This is a genomic window from Vibrio ichthyoenteri ATCC 700023, from assembly GCF_000222605.1.
Taxonomy (GTDB): domain Bacteria; phylum Pseudomonadota; class Gammaproteobacteria; order Enterobacterales; family Vibrionaceae; genus Vibrio; species Vibrio ichthyoenteri.
Genome location: NZ_AFWF01000270.1, coordinates 1 through 17,667 on the forward strand (window position 1 = coordinate 1; position 17,667 = coordinate 17,667).

A 17,667-nucleotide genomic window follows, 5' to 3' on the forward strand; every position below is an offset into this window, starting at 1 on the left:
GCACCGTTAATTACGATCGCCTCAATCGAATGATAGAGCAAGTTATCGGCCAGCAAGATGATTCACGTCGCTTCTGGCCTAGCTCTCCATGTAATGGCGAATTGGATTTTGGCGATGCGTGGCATGACGACAGCAAAGGTGATATGCACTTTTGGGATGTTTGGCACTCAGGCAAATCATTTGCGGCTTATCTTGACGTTAATCCGCGTTTTTGCTCGGAATTTGGTTTTCAATCATGGCCATCTTTTGCTGAAGTGAAGCAGTTTGTGCCCGAGCAAGATTGGAACGTGACATCGGCGACTTTTGAGCAACATCAAAAGAACCCGCGCGGTAATAGCATCATCACCGAGATGTTCACGCGCTATTACCGTTTCCCGACGGGCTTTGAACAGATGTTGTATCTAAGCCAAGTACAACAGGCAATGGCCATCAAAACCGCTTGCGATCATTGGCGCGCCATATCGCCAGTGTGTCGCGGTATGCTTTATTGGCAATTGAATGACAACTGGCCGGTAAGCTCTTGGTCTAGCTTGGAGTACAGTGGCCGCTGGAAGCAGTTGCATCACCATACGAAGCGTTTTTTTGCCCCGCAGTATTTGGTGTTCTCAGAACATAAGGGCAAGTTGAGCCTGCATTTGTTGAATGATGGCAAGCAATCCGTCACCGTTAACGCGCAGCTTCAATGGGTGGATTGGCAAGGTAACGTAAAACAGCAATGGCCGATAGAACACACTGCATCGCCAGACAGTAACACAGTGGTTTGGCAGTTAGATGATGAGTTTAAGGCGCTAGACCTAAAATCCGGCTTCTTCTATGTCGAATCACACGGTGCACAAACCCGTATCAGCAATACATGGTTTAGCACCCATGAGCTAAAAACATTGCCAATGGAGAAGGCAAACATTGAAGTGAGCATTGTAGACCGCCAAATTACGTTAGTGGCCGACAAACCCGCCTTCTTTGTGCACTTAGAGTGTGATACTGCTGGCCGCTTCGACGATTCCAGTTTCACGTTACTGGCTAATCAACCGCTGACTATCACTTTCTTAGGCGAGGATCTCGCGGCAATGGCCGATTCATTACGCATCTACCATTTGATGCATTAAGTTTGGGTCATTAAGCGCACGAGATTATTAATACTAGAGGGGTTATAAAGACAAAAGGGAGCTTTGGCTCCCTTTGTGGTTTTTGGCTTAGCGCGATCTTTGGTGGCTCCGCATTCGTTGCTTGGTGGAATGGCGACTGTCTGGCATGATGCGCGCGAGAATGCCGTGGTCAGTAAACGGTATAGAGTGTATGAAGGTAGTCAGTGGTAGAAAACAGCCAACAATTAAGTCACCGTTACGATGAGTACGGTTACTTTGTGATCAGAAATTATTTCGATGAAGCTCAAATTTCATCGCTTAGAAAAGTGGTATTGAAGTTCCACGAATTGTGGAAAGCGGACAATGAAGAGTTCTATCGAGAAGAGGCATTTAACTCGTCTTTAATTACCGGCAGCGAATATTTACCCACTGGCGATAGAACCATGCTGTTTGACTTTATTAGCTCAAAACAAATCATGGATGTGGTCGATGCGGTAATACCGGACAATCCTGCGTTCATGAATACTCAACTGTTCTTTAATCCTGTTAACCCACAACAGAAAGATTTTTGGCATCGCGACTGCCAGTATGACTATGACATTGAAGATCAGATGAGAGTCATACAAGAAACGCAAGTGCTCCATCTTCGCGTGCCTTTATTTGATGAGCCTGGTATGGAGATCATTCCCGGAACGCACAAGCGTTGGGACAAAGAAGAAGAATACAATGTTCGCCAAGAAGTGAATGGCAAGGTGAGCAATGACAGCATTTCCGGTGGCGTACAGATTGCGTTAGCGGCAGGGGATCTATTGGTATTTTCGGCAGATATGATACACCGAGGATTATACGGATTGGATCGTTTAGCGTTGGATATTTTGATTTTTGATTCGGCGGCGGATTATGTCGATTACGTTGATGACGATTGTTTACCCACGCAATCCATGCTGAAGAATATTGCTGACCCAAGATTGTTTATCAACACGCTGCACCTGAAGTCGATGGTGTGCGCTTAAGCAAGGCAAGAGACATAATGTTGTAGTGGATGAGCGACATGGGTCATCCACTCATTGACTCGCGATTTACCTATAATTCTTCCCGCTCATTGGCGCTTACAAGAACCTCGTTAACTTGAACAACGGTGACGTGTTCCGCCACAACCGCCAGTATCTCTGCTTTGACGCGTTCAAAAAGTGCTGGATCGCGATAATAGAAAGTCAGCGTCGGTTTATCAATTTGGCTGTTGCCCATTTCATCCGTGTAATGAACGGCCGCAAATACCATCGCTGCCTTGCTTTTATTAGTCGTGCTTTTATTCGTAGTGCTTTTATCTATAGCGACTACGCCTTTTTCAGGACACGAATGCTGACGGCACGACATCGCGATCACCACTTCTCCATTGTCCTGATAAGCCTGAGGAGGGCCACTCATCAAGGCTGTAAATTCCTTTGAGGTTAAGCGCCGTTTTTTACCCAACAGTTGGCTGGTGTAAGCGGCAAAAAAATCATCGCGCAGTAGGGCAAACTCTTTTAACCAAATCAGTTGATTGCTGTCGGTGATTGTGGCGAGTTGATTGAGTAAGCCTTGTTGATCGGCAAGTTGCTTGAGTGTGACAATGCGTTGGCTGTAGCTGTTCATACAGCGATAGAGGCTTGAGCATTGCTGATTACGTGTTTTCAGCCATTCACGTTGCTGCTGCTTTATTTGTTGAGTTAGGTCTATTTGTTGCGACAGATTTCCATGCTGTGGTTGAGCCTCTTTCGCTAGTGCAAGATAGCGCTGATAGTGAGTTTGTAATTGGCTATCAAGAGCGGAAAGGTCGTCGTCGCTGCAAATTCTTTTTTCTACCGAGGTGCTTGCTTGGGTGCAGTCAAAACTGGCTGCATACGCCAAGTTGTTAAAAAGTAATAAACTGCTAAAAAAGAATAAGTTAGCGGAAAGAAAGAGGTTATCTGCTCGTCGTCGAGGCGCGATCGTTATCATTTTAATTCTCTTTATCATCACAGCTTGGCAATTCGTTAACGAGTAATCCGTTATCTATAAATCCATTATTTATAGATTAAAGGTTTAGAAATGATACCGCATCTCTTTGGCGACAGGGTATTGCGTGCCATCAAAGCGCAGCGTGGTAGTTTCTTTCTTGATATCAATAGTGCTATCGATGCAATCAAAGGAATCTTCCTCTCGGGTACTGCGGAAATGCTTAACTTGCGTTTTAACCGTCAATGGCGACAGGTTAGGCGCTTGCTGCTTAGCATTATTGATGATCACAATACGTTTGGTACGCCAAAACTCACCAGCACAGGTGGTATCACTCTCACCGCCAAATTGATTAACAATCAAACTGTCGACCAATAATGAAATTTGCTTGCCTTGGGGCTGAGTTGCGTCAAATTGAAACAAGCTGAGCGTTTTACTGTTATAAGGATTTGGACCAGAATGCGAGCTGCGTTTGACGGTGACTCCAAAGGCGGTGATGTGATCATTTAAATGATATCGCGCGGTATCCAGTGCTATCGAATCAACTGATATTGCATCGGAGAAAAGTGCATCCACAAGAAGTTGGCGCGCCAAAATCTGTTTGGATTTGGTGTCGACCACCAAGATTTCAAGATCAGCGGTTGAAGCTGCCCATCCCAGTTGCTCTTCTTCATAATAATCAAGCTTCACCGCGAGTAGGGTTAGTTCCGGCTTGGAAGGCCATACTTTGCACACTGCCTGTGAGCTAAAACCTAGGTCGATAGAGCGTTTGTATTCATCATGTAGCTGCAATTGATAAGGCTCACCATCATTATTGGTAAGCGCTGTGGCCGTTGGGTAAGCCTGTTTTAGAATCGGCAGTAAATTCTGCTGACAAAAGTCATTTGCGCTAGCAGAAAAAGAGATCAGCGACAGCAGAGCTGTCGCGATAGTAAGCTTTACAGCATTAAGTGATAATTGCATTGTTCTTATTTACTTTTACTGGGTTACTTTTAGTGAGCTGCTTTAGTTGGATTACTTTTGCTTGCACTGCTTTTGGTATTAGCTACTTGAGCAAACAGCTACCGACTTGGCTAACATCCAGATTGCTGTCGTGTTCTATATAGTTTTTCGCCATACACGCAGTATAAGAGCTAAAGAAAGCTTTTAATTGTGCTTGAGTGGTTTGACGAAGATGAGGCTCCATCGCCTTTAGTGCCTCTTGCTGGCATTGTTCTTTATAAGGTTTTAATGCCGACACACAGCTTTTTGGATTATCGAATGCTAGGCATGAGCGGTATTTGTCTTGCGCACACAACACCCCTTCACCTTCTTTGATCAGTGTCGCCATGGTAAAACGAGGATCGTTGGTTTGATTTTCAGCGCTGTTGTCATCGGCATTTAGTAGCATAAATGAGCGTTTGGCGATCACCGAATCGCGATAGAGGATTTCCAGCGTCCAACGACCTTCGACTAACTCGTATTTTTCGCCAAAGTACCACAGGGCCAAGTTGCTATCATGGGCGAGCATGGTGTCGTTCCAGCTTGATGTGGTGAAGCCTTTACCACTTTTCGGATCAGTAATGGTTGGGTGAGTCATGCGCACGGTGATCGGGAATTGTTTTTGATTTGCCAGTGCTGGGCTGACTTCACCTTGAGCATTTTTAGGTAAGGTGACGGCATAGCGAAAACCAATATACTGGCCAATGGTTGGCATCACAATTTGGCTAGCAACAATGTTATATTGGCTGCCGTTTTGGCTGATGGTGCCACCTTCAATCACGCTCACTCGTGGTGAGAGCAAATTGGCGATGCCTTGTTGATCGAGCGGTTTGTTTGCCAATGCCACCGGTGTGCCTTCAATCGACAGCATTTCAGGGTAGTAGTCGACGTTAAAGATTAAAGTGCGTAGAGGATTATTAAACGCGACCAGTTTATCTATTTGGGTAAACGGTGCGAGATCCAACTCGGCAATGCGGTTATTGTTCAATTCAAGCTCGCGTAGCGGTGCTTGTGAATTAAATTCAATATGATCAATTTGGTTATAATCGGCTTTGATTTTCTCGAGTTTGGCATTTTGACCTAGCATCAGTTCTGGCAGATGATTATTACGCACCGACAGGACTTTTAGATTTGGATTTTGGCTTACATCAAGCTGCGACAATTGGTTACTTGGCAGGTAAAGAAATGCCAATTTTGGATTGTGCGATAAGTCGATGTTTTCGAGCGTACCGACCGATAAGTTCAACATCTTAAGTTGCGGGTTGTTCGACAGGTCGATTGTAGACAACTGATGGCGGCTAACACCAAGATCTCTTAGTTTGCTTTGCTGACTAACATCAAGGCTAGTAAGTGGTGTTTTATACACATACAGGCTAATCAGTTCAGGATTGTCGCTGACGTCAATCTCGGTGAGTTTATTGCCTGAAATGTTCAAGCTACGTAACGTCGGGTTACTAGAAATATCGATAGAGGTGAGTTGGTTTCCGCCAAGAACTAGGCGTTCTAACTGCTTCAAATCGCTGACATCAATTTCGCTAATCTGGTTGTCTAGCAGCACAATATCCGTTAGTGCTGGCATATAGCGGATTTCGCTTACATCACGGATTTGTTGGCCGTTACAATTTAACTCAGTCACTTGTGCAAGTTCAGTCGCGCCAGTTTCTTCAACACATTGAGCGAAATTGGGGTCGACAAAGTTAACCTCGCTGATCAACTGCGGCGTCGGGGATAGAGCGCAACCATTTAAGGTCAGTAGGCCGGAAGTTAGTAACGCGAGCGATAACGTCGAGGTTTTCATGTTTGCTATGTCCTTGATATAAAGCGTGCTTAGGAAATATGAATTGCCAAATTGAGACGGCGAAATTACCACAAAGCGAGTGCGCTACGATATAAGTAGTTGATTCATTTACACTCGAAGTGTGACATTTGAATCAAAACCTTAGGTTTCATTACGGGTACAGCGCCAAATGGCAAAGATTTATTGGCTTTTAAACCGCCTATAGCGGCTTGCAAGTGTTAACATCGGTGTTGGCGAGATTGGGCTACTTTTACGTTTCATTACTTCGAGAGATTAAGACATTGGCTACAAAATATTACGTTGTCTGGAAAGGGCGTGAAACTGGCATTTTTACTACGTGGGCACAATGCCAAGCGCAGGTTGATAAGTTCGCTGGCGCAAGATTTAAATCGTTTCCTACGTTAGCAGAGGCGGAAGCTGCGTTTGGTGGCAAAGCGAGCGCGAGTATAAGCCGTCCAGCTGGCAAAGGGTTTAAATCGACGGCTTCTAAAGTGGCGAAAAAGCCCAAAGCGGCGCCGCTTAGCCAGCAACAAATCACAGAGATGCTGTTCGATATCAAAATCTTTACCGATGGTGCGTGTGAGCCGAATCCGGGCGAGGCGGGTACGGGTTTAGCGATTTACCAAGATAACCAACTGTCTGAGTTGTGGTATGGACTTTATCAAGGCATGGGCACCAACAATACGGCTGAATTGAATGGTTTATACCAAGCCTTTCTGATGGCTCAACAGAAAAGCGAGCAAGGGCTGAGCGTCGCGATTTACTGCGATTCAATGTATTCGATTCAGTGTATTACGCAATGGGCGGCCGGTTGGGAGAAAAAAGGCTGGGTGAAGCAGGGGGGAGAAATCAAAAACCTTGAATTGATCCAGCAAATGTACGCGTTGTATAAGCAGATCAAATCTAAGATGACGATTTATCACGTTAACGGCCACGTGGGCATTGAAGGCAATGAATTGGCGGACCGTATGTCGATTATTGCGATTGAATCGCAAGAAGCTGCGCTGAGTCTATACCGCGAATCATCGAACATTGAAGAGATTTTGGCCTCACGGCGTGGCTAGTCACTAGGTAAAATCAATAAACGGGCAAGTCACATCATGGCTTGCCCTTTTTTGACGCAAGTGGGGATCTTAACGGTTTCTAGCGCCATAAATCCTTATTCGGATCGTTAGCCTCTATCCAATCGGCCTCTTCTCGCGCGTTCAAATAGAGCTGTAACCCGTTATAAGAAGCAAACGCAGCGGCCCCGCCTAAATGCTCAAATTCGTCAAAATATTCATCTTCTAACGCGCACAAGTCAGCAAGTGTGCGGGCGCCTTTTTCCATCGCCCACTGAATCGCAAAGATAGGCGCAAGAGCACCAGCAACTTCAACCTCTTCAATGGCATCATTGATGGTGCTTTGAGTTAATCGCTCAAATTCGGCCTCACGCTTTTCTGCCTCTTGTAGGCTTATTTCTTCGATGATTTGGTGACGACGAGTTGGCGAAATTCGCTTATTCAATTTGGCGATCTTTAGCGCATAAGCAAATTGTTTCGTCGTTACGATATCCACCAGTTCAGTCAGTAGATCTTTATCGATGCCAGTTGCATCGACAAAAAAATCGATACTGGCACTGAGCGACGAATAACGTGTACCATTGAATTCAAAGCCACTGGTGTCATCGAGCGTATAGAAAGGTAGGTCGTCAATACTGAGCGGCCAGCCTTCAAATGCTATACGTTGTTTGGCAATCTCATACATCTGCCACGCGCTTTGGCCAAATCCACCCAAAATCGCCCCTGAAAAATTACTTTCAAGCAGCTCTTGTTCTGTCCAGTTTTCACCAATGGCGAGGTGCTTGGTGTATTTGGTGATCAAGGCTTGTTTTAGGTAAGCACGCAGCACCCAAATTGAATCGACCTTGCTGGGATATTTGATTGAATCACATTCGCTACAGGCTGGCACGCTGAGCGCGGTGTGTTGTGATTTTTTGCTCGCATGACGCGGAAAGAGCAGGCTTCGAGATGAAGGCTCACCACAAAACCAACAAATATGGCGACAATTAAACGGGATATCGATAGAGGTATGAGCGTGATTTGGCATAGCAATTTAAAACGAGTTCTGATGGCAGTAGTGTACTTGCTAAATGGCGCTATGTATCTAGTGATGTGACGGTTACTCAATGGTTGTTGAATGCTTGAGTTTACAGTTAGAGGCAGGTAACTTTAAAACTACCACTTATGTGACTGACTGAAAGGTGTATAATTATCGCCTTATTAAAGGCTGTCGGTAGGATTTTAGACAGGCCATGCACAACGGATTACTCATGCAATTACAGACTATCGATAAGCAACTATACCGTTCACGTTTAAATATCGTCATCGTCGCCTGCATTGCCAGTTTGGCGATATCGAGCCTTGCCATATCTCAGAGTTTAATTTATCTGTTTCCTTCTCCAGAAGGGTCGCACTTTCATTGGAACCTACTTGGTGTCGTACTGAGCGCAATAGGGCTGGTGGTGGTTTTACTCAAGCTTAAAACACAGCCAAAAATGCGTGAAGTGGCTTATGTGTGGGACCTTAAGCAGGCGTTAAATCTTATCTATCGCAAGAATAGAAAGCTGCTCGCGGCGGCAAAAGCGGGCAATCAAGATGCGATGCTCGCACTGCAGTTTAGTTATGCAGGCTCACGCCAGTTATGGCAACTCGATGACAACACTATCACCATGAGTAGCCTTAATGAAGCGCAATCTCAGCTTGATCAATGGCTTGAGCAGTACAATGTTGAGCTGGATATCAGCCGATACAATTCAGATTTACTTAAAGCATTTTAATTTAAAGGTACGAAACAGAAATGAAGCGGTTTACGTTAGGTTTGGTCGTAGTTTCTACGCTTTTTTCCAGCTACTCGTGGTCAAACGATGAAGAGAATAACATCCCACTGGATGAGCAACAGCAGATTGACCAGATGGTTAGAGAAAGATCCTTTCCAAAATTTAAAGGTGAATCGACTGAAACGAGAATGACCAAAAAACCGATGGATTGGGAGCTCTATGTTGATATGTCGGGTGAGCGTCCATTGGAAAAGTGGGACGCTCAACATGAGCAGCCACAATTGATGTTTTACTACCAACCTTTGTCGGCATTCTACATTATGAACTTGAATGGTAGTGATGTTCGCAAATTGCCAATTAACGAAGAAATCCCGCGCTTTTACAATTCTGATGGTGTGCTTCGATCCCCAACAGGACAGTACTTTTCCCAGAATCGCTCCTTGTATGATTTAAAGACAGGAGACAAGCTTGCCATTGAGGAGTTAAGTCGCGTTTATAGCTTCTCAGCGGATGGGATTAGTGCTTATGTTGAAATCAATAATTTGCCTTATAAGTTAAATTTACAAAGCTTAGAAAAAACGCCAATGTTGCCCGAAAGCGTGGAAATTTAAGGCATCACGAGTTCGCCAGAAAAACGCAATAGAGGCGTGATTGTTGATGAGACGAATGACCGTTTCTATTGGATTGCTGAGCAAGGAAATTATTACTATTACACGACATATCGACTTTCAGATGCAAGTATAGATGAACGTCGTATTGAGGGGGACTGCAAGTATGACGACGGTGACGAGGTTAAAAATGAATTTGGTAAATTTGTTTTATGTGGTGTGGGAAAACGAGCAGGCAACTATATAAGTACGGACCCATTAAGCTATGAATATAATGACTTTCAATTGATCACTAAAAACAAAGTGTGGGAGAGTGGTAAACCATCTCGTCCGTTGAAAGTTGTTCGTAATAAACAACCCGAAGAGAGTGGTTGGTTTGACAAGGTTGTTTACCATTACAGCTTTTACAACACAGAGAGAGAAGATGTGATTGTGCCAAATGACCTCTCTGCTTCAATATTTATTTCTCAATCTTCATTAGAAAAAATAAACAGTACGAATTTAGCGTCATTCTTCCCAGCAATTCCAACGCGGGCGGATTATGAAGAATCTTATCAGCGTCAGTTTAAGGATTATATTGCGTCGTTGAAGCAGGCAGGCCTGTCTCTTGCTGAAGAATAAACATAGTCGAGCACAGTCGTTGATATTGAGAAAATAAAAATGAAAAAAATTATAGTAGTTATCTTGATCGCGCTTATATCGGTGGGCGGCTTGGCGTATTTGCTAGCAAACTACGGTAAGGAAACGCCTACGACGCGAGAGCAGCAAATTGATGATATTGTAAAATATCAAGAGTTTACTGATCGTGCTGGCCAGGTTATTTGGAATATTAATATGACAATTCCAGACAATCCTAGCTTAGAGGCTTGGAATGCAGATCATACAGAACCACAACAAATGTTTGGTTTTAATAAAAATTATTACATTGCAAATATGGATGGCAGTGACGTTCGTATTTTAGTCTATGGCTTGGAAATTCCCAAGAATACCTACAGTTTAGAAGATGCGAGTATAGTTCGTTCATATGATGGTCGTTATGTAAAATTAAGACGTAATAATAGAGACTGTTTTATTTTTGACCTAAAAACGCGTGAAAAAATAAAGACGAAATACTGTGGTCACTTTATGCCAAGTCGCAATGAAACCTATATGGAGCTATCAGACCCTCATAGAATGATCGCTAAATATGACCTTGCGACGGGTGAAAAAAATGAATTGGCAAATACATCCACTCTAGAAGGCGTTCCCGTTGCTAAAGGTAAATTTTTTCGCTCAACGGGCAGCATGTTAGTTGATGTAAAAAATGATCGACTTTTTTGGCGAGTCTATATATTAAACAATGATGAGAGAGATGCGCCGCTATGGGGCGATGAAGAAAAAGTAACGCTGGAATTCCAATTATCCGATATGACGTATATTGGACGAAATACACGATTGCCTATTAACTGTTTCGAAAGAGCGCAAGATGAAGATTATCTTGTCTGTGAGGGACGTTCTCAAAACAATGGGCACGAAAAGAATGATACGGCTTACTCTTGGCTAGACCCTGAAAAGTCAATTGATGTCTTTCCGCAGGATCATATAAAAGCGTTACAGTTTGGCAAGTGGTATTTCAGTGAACGTGACGGCGTCACTCGTTTGCGTCAACCTTATGAACATTGCCAATTTGATCGCATGGAATATCGCTATTATGTGATTACTGAGGGCCAAAAACGCAATACATTGGATTACGAAGACGTCGCAGTGAATTACTACATTGCGCCAGCATTGCGAGAAGGATTTGACAGCGTTGATTTGCGTCCATTCATGCCAGATATGATCACTCGTCAAGAATATGCACAGTCGGTTCCGAGAGTGAAAGAGAAGCTACGCATAAGCTGTACACGTAGCGATGATAAATTTGACAGGTGCAGAAGATTCTACGAGTTAAATCGTGTGTTTGATGATGTAAACCAAGTTCGAGAGTATATGAATAACTAGATTTATCAATGATATAGTTATATTTGAGCGTCGATATGCGCAATCATGATTTTAGATTGCGCAATAACCCTACCTTTAGGATAAAAGCATGAGCGAAGAATACAATAGCGAAGTCTCAACACACTACGCCGCTTATCGTCCGCCGATACATCGTCAGATCCTAGCGAAAGTATTACCATCAGATAATGTATTTCCGGCCGGGCTCGACATTGGTTGTGGGACTGGGGTGTCGACACAAGCGCTGAGTGATTATTGTCAGCAGGTTGTTGGTATTGACCCTAGTGAAGCGATGCTCGCTCAGGCGACACCTTGCGCTTCAATAAGCTATAAACTAGGCGACGGAGAGTCGATTCCCCAACATAATGATTCAATTGATATCGTGACGTTTGCTGGCTCTCTATACTACGCAAAATCTGACTTGTTGGTGCAGGAGCTATTACGAGTTTGTCGCCAGAATGCGCTTGTCGTTGCTTATGATTTTGCAGTACAGCTATCGGGTTTTATGCAACAGTTAGGTGTCAATACGAGTGCCGATTCTTCTCAATATAACCACGCTGAAAATTTTACTGGTTTTAGCCAATTGCACGAAGTCAAAGTTCATCAGGGTCAGTTGTGTTTATCTGTCAGTTCCGAGCAGTTAGCTCATGTCTTGTTCTCATCTCTGCGTCGATACAAGGCCCTGACGGAAATATTTGGAGTCGAAAACACATTTACTGTGGTTGTGAATTTACTCAATCAAACCAGTGCTGAGCACAAAATCATGGTTGATATTTATTATTCAACATACCAAATTTGTCGGGTTTAAGCGGATTTAATTTCAGCACTGTTACATTGCAGCTCTGCCGAGACGAAACTGGGCAGTGCTTTATTGCTAATTGATAGAGAGTGGGGATAATGCTCACCAATTCCTGTTAACCAATTAAACTTCTCATGCGCCTTGATAAATTCATTTGTAAAAGCACCCAACTGATCAAACCTCAAGTCCATCAAGCTATTCATAATGGGGAAGTATCCGTTAACGGTGAAACCTTACTTAATGAAGCGATGCAGGTACATGAGAATAATATCGTTACGCTTAATGGTTTGCGTTTGCTTCCTCGTCCTTTTCGCTACATTTTGATGCATAAACCGGCCGGCACCATTTGCTCAAATATTGATGAGCTTTACCCGTCGTTATTTAATTATGTTGAGGTAGAGAATGTTTCTGAACTGCATATTGTCGGGCGTTTAGATGCAGATACGACTGGCTTGGTAATGATCACTGATGATGGTCGTTGGTCGTACAATATTACGGTTCCAACCAAAGAGTGCGAAAAAGTTTATCGTGTGGGTTTATCCCGCCCAATAGCGGAAGATGTTCAAGATCGCTTTAAACAAGGGATACACCTGCAAGGTGAAACGGAACTGACGCGACCTGCCAAATTAGAAGTTGTTGAGCCGAAAGAGGTGTTGTTAACCATTACCGAAGGTAAGTTTCATCAAGTGAAACGGATGTTTTCAGCGGTGGGCAACCGTGTTGTTTCTTTGCATCGGGAGAAAATCGGTAAGATTCAGTTGGATGTTGCCGAAGGGCAATGGCGCTATCTAACCGACGATGAAGTTGCGTCGTTTGGTGATAAATAAAGGGCTTTTTAGTGTGTAATTTAACCCCTGCCCAAACCATTGTGGAGTGAGCAGGGTAAAAATTTAGTCTTCGTTTGGATCTACCATAAACGATTCTTCAATTCTTTTTAGCTCTTCTTGCTCTTTGAGTTTGAGTTCTTCTTGTAGAGCCGCTTTACGTTCATTCAGTGCTTTCTTTTCTGACTTAGTCAAAAACTTCACTGCTTTTTTATTCGTAAGCGCATACGCAACGATATCTTCACCTTTTTCGCGACGTTCACTCACTCGTTGTGAAAAACGTTCGTTATCACGCGCTTTGCGTTCAGCTGAACTTAATTTGCTCATGTTTTTATAACCTCATTAGATAATCAAGGCAGGACAAATTCACTGCCGTCAGGTAAACAAATGAGATGTCATTTATATAGCTGATGGGGCTATTTTAGCATAAGAGTCGCCCAGAGCGGCTATGCTATCGTACACCTCGTGTTTTTTGCCCCAAAACGGTGTTTTTATGCCGGCGAAAGTGGCGATGGAGAGGTGGTTTGGCTAAATTGTTTACGCAAAATCATGCACATGATGATGTAAGTCAATAATTAACCAAGAGAATGTTAATTTGGTGTGCTAAAGCGTTAGTTATCAGGTACATTCTAGCGTCTTGAATGGTTGAGTTATGCTGCGTAATGTATCGATTAACATTGAATGTGAGTCGAACTGCATGCTTTTTAAATATGAAGTTGAAAAACAGTATTGGAGCACGGATAGCCAGTTGGGTTATATCGCTCACTTTAGTTGGCTGTAATAGCTCATACAAAATTACGGAAGAAGATGTCACCTTTGATCGACATACTGGCACCGAAGCATTTTATAACCGTGAGTTAACGCATGTGACCCTTCCGGAGACGGTGGTGCGTATTGGTGAGCAGGCATTTCGCCACAATCGCCTAACGAAAATCACAATCCCTTTGTCGGTTACTCGAATAGCGGATGGTGCATTTTCAAAAAATTTACTCACACATGTTACGATTCCTTCTTCGCTTTCCATTATTGAAAGAAAAGTATTTGCATACAATCAGTTAAGAAGTGTGCAAATCCCAGATTCGATTAGTATTATTGGTCCTCTTGCATTTGTTGAAAATAAGCTTAGTTACGTGACCATTCCTGCTTCGGTGGAGAATATTGAACAGAAAGCTTTTGCTTATAATCGATTAACCAGCGTCGTTATTCCCGATTCAGTGCAGGTGGTGAAACTGGGCGCATTTTTGGATAACGATTTAACGAATGTCACGATATCTAAATCTCTGTTAACTCTTCCTACTCGCGTGTTCGCTGAAAATAAACTCACTCAGATCACTATTCCAGAATCAGTGATTAAGATTGAAGAGGAAGCGTTTCATGATAATCAGCTGAAAACGATCGTGATTCCTGACGGTGTTGAACGCATTGGTAAAAGGGCTTTTGCTAATAATAAGCTTGAGAATGTAACGCTACCAGATGAAGTGAAAGTCATTGCAAGATCGGCGTTTTCGAATAACCGACTAACTCATGTCGATATTCCTACTTCAGTCGCGCGCATAGAACGCGGCGCATTTTCTTGCAATCAACTGACTAAAGTTGCATTGCCGTATGCATTTGAGGGCTTAGAACCGCTGGCTTTTGATCAAGGTACTTTACTTGAAAAAAAGGGCTGTAGGAAAACAAACTAAGATAGGAACTTGCCGTACCTATCTTACCTTGGCTAAAACGTCGTAAAAACCGGTGATGAAAGGTTGTCACTCTATTTAGTCGAGCAAGCTGATGTTCATCAAGCCAGCTAGTCAAGCAAACTACACAGACCTTGCTCACCAAGGATCTCTACCTCTGAGGGCAGCGCGTAGATGCGGTTTAGCCCACATTTTATTTGCACTGCGTCTTTGATATCGGTCACCGCATCGGTGTAGTACTCGTGATCGAGAATAAACATCACTGAGCCAATGTTGAGTGCAATGGATGCGATAGCAAGGGTGATAACGCTGCTTTTCTTATGGAAGTAGTTAGGCCAAGAAGCCCACATTATTTCGCCACACTGGATTTTTCGATAGTAGTCTAAGCTTGCCAGCATCGAACAAGCGGCTCCTGGCGCAATCCAATAGGTTGAACTTGGCACAGACATGCCGGTCAAAAAATCGATTAGACTCAGTGTTGATCCCCATAGCATGGTTAAGGTTAGAACCATTGCGCCTTTGTAATGCATGCCCTTGATGAAGTAATAAATAAAACCACCAAAGAATGCCCATAAATTGCTGGTGAGGCTGTATCTTTCCCGCCATGTAAGCTGTTTAAACGCCTGCGTTTTTACAAAAGTGTCGCGGCCTTGGGTATCAGCATTGAGCGCAGCATAGAGCTTGAAGCGGCGTTTCCATTTATCACTGACATTGAGTTCATCGATATTCTGCGGTTGTTCCGTCGTATCCGTCATAGTATTTATCTGGCTTTTGTTGGTTGGAACCATAGGGTTGTGCAAGCACCAATGTGCAGCGATAGTCATAATGCCATAAAATTCGATAGAAGGTTGAATAACTGGCAATAATGTAATCGATTGATAATAAAATATTTTATCTTTTAGATGTGGAAAAAAAGCTTGCCCGTTTATAGGGAAAGCCTTTTTAAAGAATGACGTTTACGCAAGAAGCTTTGTCGTTTATGACTTTTTCATCATCTTAGCAAGATCAGCAAATGGGTTATGGGTTGCGCCGACATGGTCATCAAGACGCGCTGTGGCTTCAACGCCATAGCGGTCATGATCAAGATATTTCGAATGCTCATGGTCATGGCAATATAGGCATAACAGCTCCCAGTTACTGCCATCTTCAGGATTATTGGTGTGGTTGTGATCAACGTGGTGAACGGTAAGTTCACGTAAGTTTGAATAAACAAATTCACGGGCACATTTGCCACATACCCAAGGGTAAAGTTTCAGTGCTTTTTCGCGGTAGCCGTGCTCTTGACGAGCATAAGCGGCGCTAGAACCGTTGTAATCAGACGACATATTTAAGCCTACAGCATTTTTAAATGGAATTGAAAATACTCTACCACAAACCGTGTTTTAGGCACCAATCCCCAATGATGAAATTTATCTTATAGTGGGAAAAATAAGTGCCAGTGTGATTGGAATGAACGTGGCGCTCTTTACGCGTTATCTTTCTCTACAATACGTAAACCTGTGATACGATTCGCGCAAAATAACCGTTAGGGTAACTAATGCAAGAGATGATTTCTCAGGTTACGTGTGTCGGTAAAAAAACAGATTTCTTTAATGGATAATAACCAATGAATTTGATGAGCTTACAGTTAGACAGTAAAGCACAAGCGATAGCGGCTGAATGGCTTGATGGACTAGAACAAGAAGATGGCTGGTTCAAAATGACGGTGCGTATTGCCGCGCAAATTGATGCGGCTTTGCGTGAGCATCACTATGAGGGTGTCGTGATGTGGTACAGCGAAGAGGATTATATTGAGGAAAGAATCGAGTATCACGCGAGCGCGCAGTAATTGCAGTTTTGTAGCTAGATTGAATTTCTCATTATCCTCTTAATGACCATGGGAGGCAGGCGATGTTTTTGCGCTTACGCCTCTCATGGATAGAAACCTTTGCCAGCGTTTCTTTTATCTCTTTGCTATTCGTCGTCAAATAAATCCATCGCAGTTTGCGATAATACGAAGTAGTTGGCGCCAGATTTGGCATCGACAAAATCCAGTAATCGATCGTAATCACCATTTTCATCAGCGTACATCATTTGGCGTAATGACGTTTCAATAACATTCGCATCCGCGGCAAAGCCGATAAACATCGTACCGTGCTCTAATGCGTTACCAAAAGGACGGTTTTGACGCAGCATTTTGATTTCCTGATCATCAATCACCACTTTACTTTTATTGTTGTGCGCCCATGCGGGTTTGACGTCATCATCGAGTTCAATGTTATCAAACTTTGTGCGACCAATGACTTGTTCTTGATAGTGCTGCGGCTGCTCATGCCACGCCAGTTCACGGTCAACGTAGCGTTGTACGGTGAGATAACTACCACCGAGATGAATTTCCGCTTCGTCTTGTACCAAAACGGCATTCACGCGCGCTTGGTGTTTTGGATTCTCTGTCCCATCGACAAAATCAATCAAATCACGGTTGTCTAAATATTTGAAACCTTGGATATCTTCAACGAGTTCAGCGGATTCTTTAAAGGCCGCTAGAAGATATTTAGCTGCTTGATAGTTGAGATCGATGCGTTCTGATTTGATCATCAAGAAGATATCGCCAGCTGTACTTGGAAAATGGCGCTCACCATCTTGCATTTCAGTAAATGTTGTTAGGTGTTTAGGTACTACGACATCAGGTAAAACCAGCGGCCATGCTGTTTTGGCAATACCGACCGTGATGCTCAAATTAGCGCTAGGATCTTTTTGAGCAATCGACTTTTCAATGCCTGAAATTTGAGAGAGCGCATCTTGAATCGATTCGGTGTCAGCGCTGCTTTTCAGCACAAACGTTAGGTATTCTGCAAACGTAGAAGGATCAGATAGCACACCTTGTTGTGCGCGTTCAGCAATGTTATTCGTCATCATAAGAAGCCTTTAATGTCATCCTGTACCTAAATTTGATTCAATAAAAATTGAACGACTAAGAGAACTATATACCCATCTAGCGATTTACGTATTCATGCATGCTTATATTGCAACATTGAACTTTGAGATCACAATGCCGTGTTAAGTATTGCAAACAGTCAAATAGGGCGAAGTCTTTAAAGGTTTGAAGGGCGGAGATTAATAGGCGTGATTACTAGGG

Annotated in this window: 19 protein-coding genes; 11 read left to right on the forward strand and 8 right to left on the reverse strand. The window is 43.3% G+C overall.

Going from position 1 to position 17,667, the window contains the following annotated elements; all coding sequences use genetic code 11:
- Both RH85_RS17835 and RH85_RS17840 read left to right on the forward strand, forming a co-directional pair.
- Positions 1-1,106, forward strand: a 1,106-nt coding sequence (locus RH85_RS17835) for a glycoside hydrolase family 2 protein (RefSeq protein WP_006714109.1), incomplete at its 5' end; no start/stop codon positions are given.
- Between the two features lie 203 nt (positions 1,107-1,309).
- Complete coding sequence (locus RH85_RS17840; protein ID WP_006714110.1) at positions 1,310-2,098, forward strand: phytanoyl-CoA dioxygenase family protein; 789 nt, start codon at positions 1,310-1,312, stop codon at positions 2,096-2,098.
- Between the two features lie 70 nt (positions 2,099-2,168).
- On the opposite strand, the gene RH85_RS17845 is transcribed toward RH85_RS17840, so the two are convergent.
- The 3 genes from RH85_RS17845 to RH85_RS17855 all read right to left on the reverse strand — a co-directional run bounded on the left by RH85_RS17845 (position 2,169) and on the right by RH85_RS17855 (position 5,841).
- Positions 2,169-3,065 carry a lysozyme inhibitor LprI family protein gene (locus RH85_RS17845; RefSeq protein WP_039949303.1) on the reverse strand — a complete coding sequence of 299 codons (897 nt, stop codon included), beginning with the start codon at positions 3,063-3,065 and terminating at the stop codon, positions 2,169-2,171.
- An 84-nt stretch (positions 3,066-3,149) separates the two neighbouring features.
- Positions 3,150-4,025 (reverse strand): PA3715 family protein, encoded by an 876-nt coding sequence (locus RH85_RS17850; protein ID WP_006714112.1) that lies wholly within the window; start codon positions 4,023-4,025, stop codon positions 3,150-3,152.
- Between the two features lie 82 nt (positions 4,026-4,107).
- Complete coding sequence (locus RH85_RS17855) at positions 4,108-5,841, reverse strand: leucine-rich repeat domain-containing protein (RefSeq protein WP_006714113.1); 1,734 nt, start codon at positions 5,839-5,841, stop codon at positions 4,108-4,110.
- Between the two features lie 281 nt (positions 5,842-6,122).
- Between RH85_RS17855 and RH85_RS17860 the strand changes: the two genes are divergently transcribed.
- On the forward strand, positions 6,123-6,905 hold the full coding sequence (locus RH85_RS17860; RefSeq protein WP_039949305.1) for a ribonuclease H family protein: 783 nt from the start codon (positions 6,123-6,125) through the stop codon (positions 6,903-6,905).
- Between the two features lie 79 nt (positions 6,906-6,984).
- Here RH85_RS17860 and RH85_RS17865 read toward each other — a convergent pair whose 3' ends face one another.
- A complete protein-coding gene (locus RH85_RS17865; RefSeq protein WP_006714115.1) occupies positions 6,985-7,929 on the reverse strand; it encodes a hypothetical protein in 945 nt (314 codons plus the stop codon).
- A gap of 223 nt (positions 7,930-8,152) precedes the next feature.
- Here RH85_RS17865 and RH85_RS17870 point away from each other — a divergent pair, with 223 nt between their 5' ends.
- The 6 genes from RH85_RS17870 to RH85_RS17895 all read left to right on the forward strand — a co-directional run bounded on the left by RH85_RS17870 (position 8,153) and on the right by RH85_RS17895 (position 12,870).
- Positions 8,153-8,659, forward strand: coding sequence for a DUF3087 domain-containing protein (locus RH85_RS17870; protein ID WP_039949304.1), 507 nt, complete (start codon positions 8,153-8,155; stop codon positions 8,657-8,659).
- A gap of 20 nt (positions 8,660-8,679) precedes the next feature.
- Positions 8,680-9,270, forward strand: coding sequence for a hypothetical protein (locus RH85_RS17875; protein ID WP_006714117.1), 591 nt, complete (start codon positions 8,680-8,682; stop codon positions 9,268-9,270).
- A gap of 36 nt (positions 9,271-9,306) precedes the next feature.
- On the forward strand, positions 9,307-9,888 hold the full coding sequence (locus RH85_RS17880) for a hypothetical protein (protein ID WP_006714118.1): 582 nt from the start codon (positions 9,307-9,309) through the stop codon (positions 9,886-9,888).
- Between the two features lie 39 nt (positions 9,889-9,927).
- A complete protein-coding gene (locus RH85_RS17885; RefSeq protein WP_006714119.1) occupies positions 9,928-11,247 on the forward strand; it encodes a hypothetical protein in 1,320 nt (439 codons plus the stop codon).
- Between the two features lie 88 nt (positions 11,248-11,335).
- On the forward strand, positions 11,336-12,052 hold the full coding sequence (locus RH85_RS17890) for a class I SAM-dependent methyltransferase (RefSeq protein ID WP_006714120.1): 717 nt from the start codon (positions 11,336-11,338) through the stop codon (positions 12,050-12,052).
- A gap of 125 nt (positions 12,053-12,177) precedes the next feature.
- On the forward strand, positions 12,178-12,870 hold the full coding sequence (locus RH85_RS17895; RefSeq protein ID WP_006714121.1) for a pseudouridine synthase: 693 nt from the start codon (positions 12,178-12,180) through the stop codon (positions 12,868-12,870).
- Between the two features lie 63 nt (positions 12,871-12,933).
- On the opposite strand, the gene RH85_RS17900 is transcribed toward RH85_RS17895, so the two are convergent.
- Positions 12,934-13,194 carry a hypothetical protein gene (locus tag RH85_RS17900; protein ID WP_005594887.1) on the reverse strand — a complete coding sequence of 87 codons (261 nt, stop codon included), beginning with the start codon at positions 13,192-13,194 and terminating at the stop codon, positions 12,934-12,936.
- A 383-nt stretch (positions 13,195-13,577) separates the two neighbouring features.
- Here RH85_RS17900 and RH85_RS17905 point away from each other — a divergent pair, with 383 nt between their 5' ends.
- Positions 13,578-14,552: a leucine-rich repeat domain-containing protein gene (locus RH85_RS17905; RefSeq protein WP_006714122.1), complete on the forward strand. Its 975-nt coding sequence runs from the start codon at positions 13,578-13,580 to the stop codon at positions 14,550-14,552.
- Positions 14,553-14,659: 107 nt separating this feature from the next.
- Here RH85_RS17905 and RH85_RS17910 read toward each other — a convergent pair whose 3' ends face one another.
- Both RH85_RS17910 and RH85_RS17915 read right to left on the reverse strand, forming a co-directional pair.
- Positions 14,660-15,412 (reverse strand): DUF2628 domain-containing protein, encoded by a 753-nt coding sequence (locus RH85_RS17910; protein WP_241210413.1) that lies wholly within the window; start codon positions 15,410-15,412, stop codon positions 14,660-14,662.
- A 114-nt stretch (positions 15,413-15,526) separates the two neighbouring features.
- Positions 15,527-15,874: a YajD family HNH nuclease gene (locus RH85_RS17915; protein ID WP_006714124.1), complete on the reverse strand. Its 348-nt coding sequence runs from the start codon at positions 15,872-15,874 to the stop codon at positions 15,527-15,529.
- Positions 15,875-16,155: 281 nt separating this feature from the next.
- Between RH85_RS17915 and RH85_RS17920 the strand changes: the two genes are divergently transcribed.
- On the forward strand, positions 16,156-16,377 hold the full coding sequence (locus tag RH85_RS17920) for a hypothetical protein (protein ID WP_006714125.1): 222 nt from the start codon (positions 16,156-16,158) through the stop codon (positions 16,375-16,377).
- A 125-nt stretch (positions 16,378-16,502) separates the two neighbouring features.
- Here RH85_RS17920 and RH85_RS17925 read toward each other — a convergent pair whose 3' ends face one another.
- Complete coding sequence (locus RH85_RS17925) at positions 16,503-17,444, reverse strand: Dyp-type peroxidase (RefSeq protein WP_006714126.1); 942 nt, start codon at positions 17,442-17,444, stop codon at positions 16,503-16,505.
- Positions 17,445-17,667: the final 223 nt, after the last annotated feature.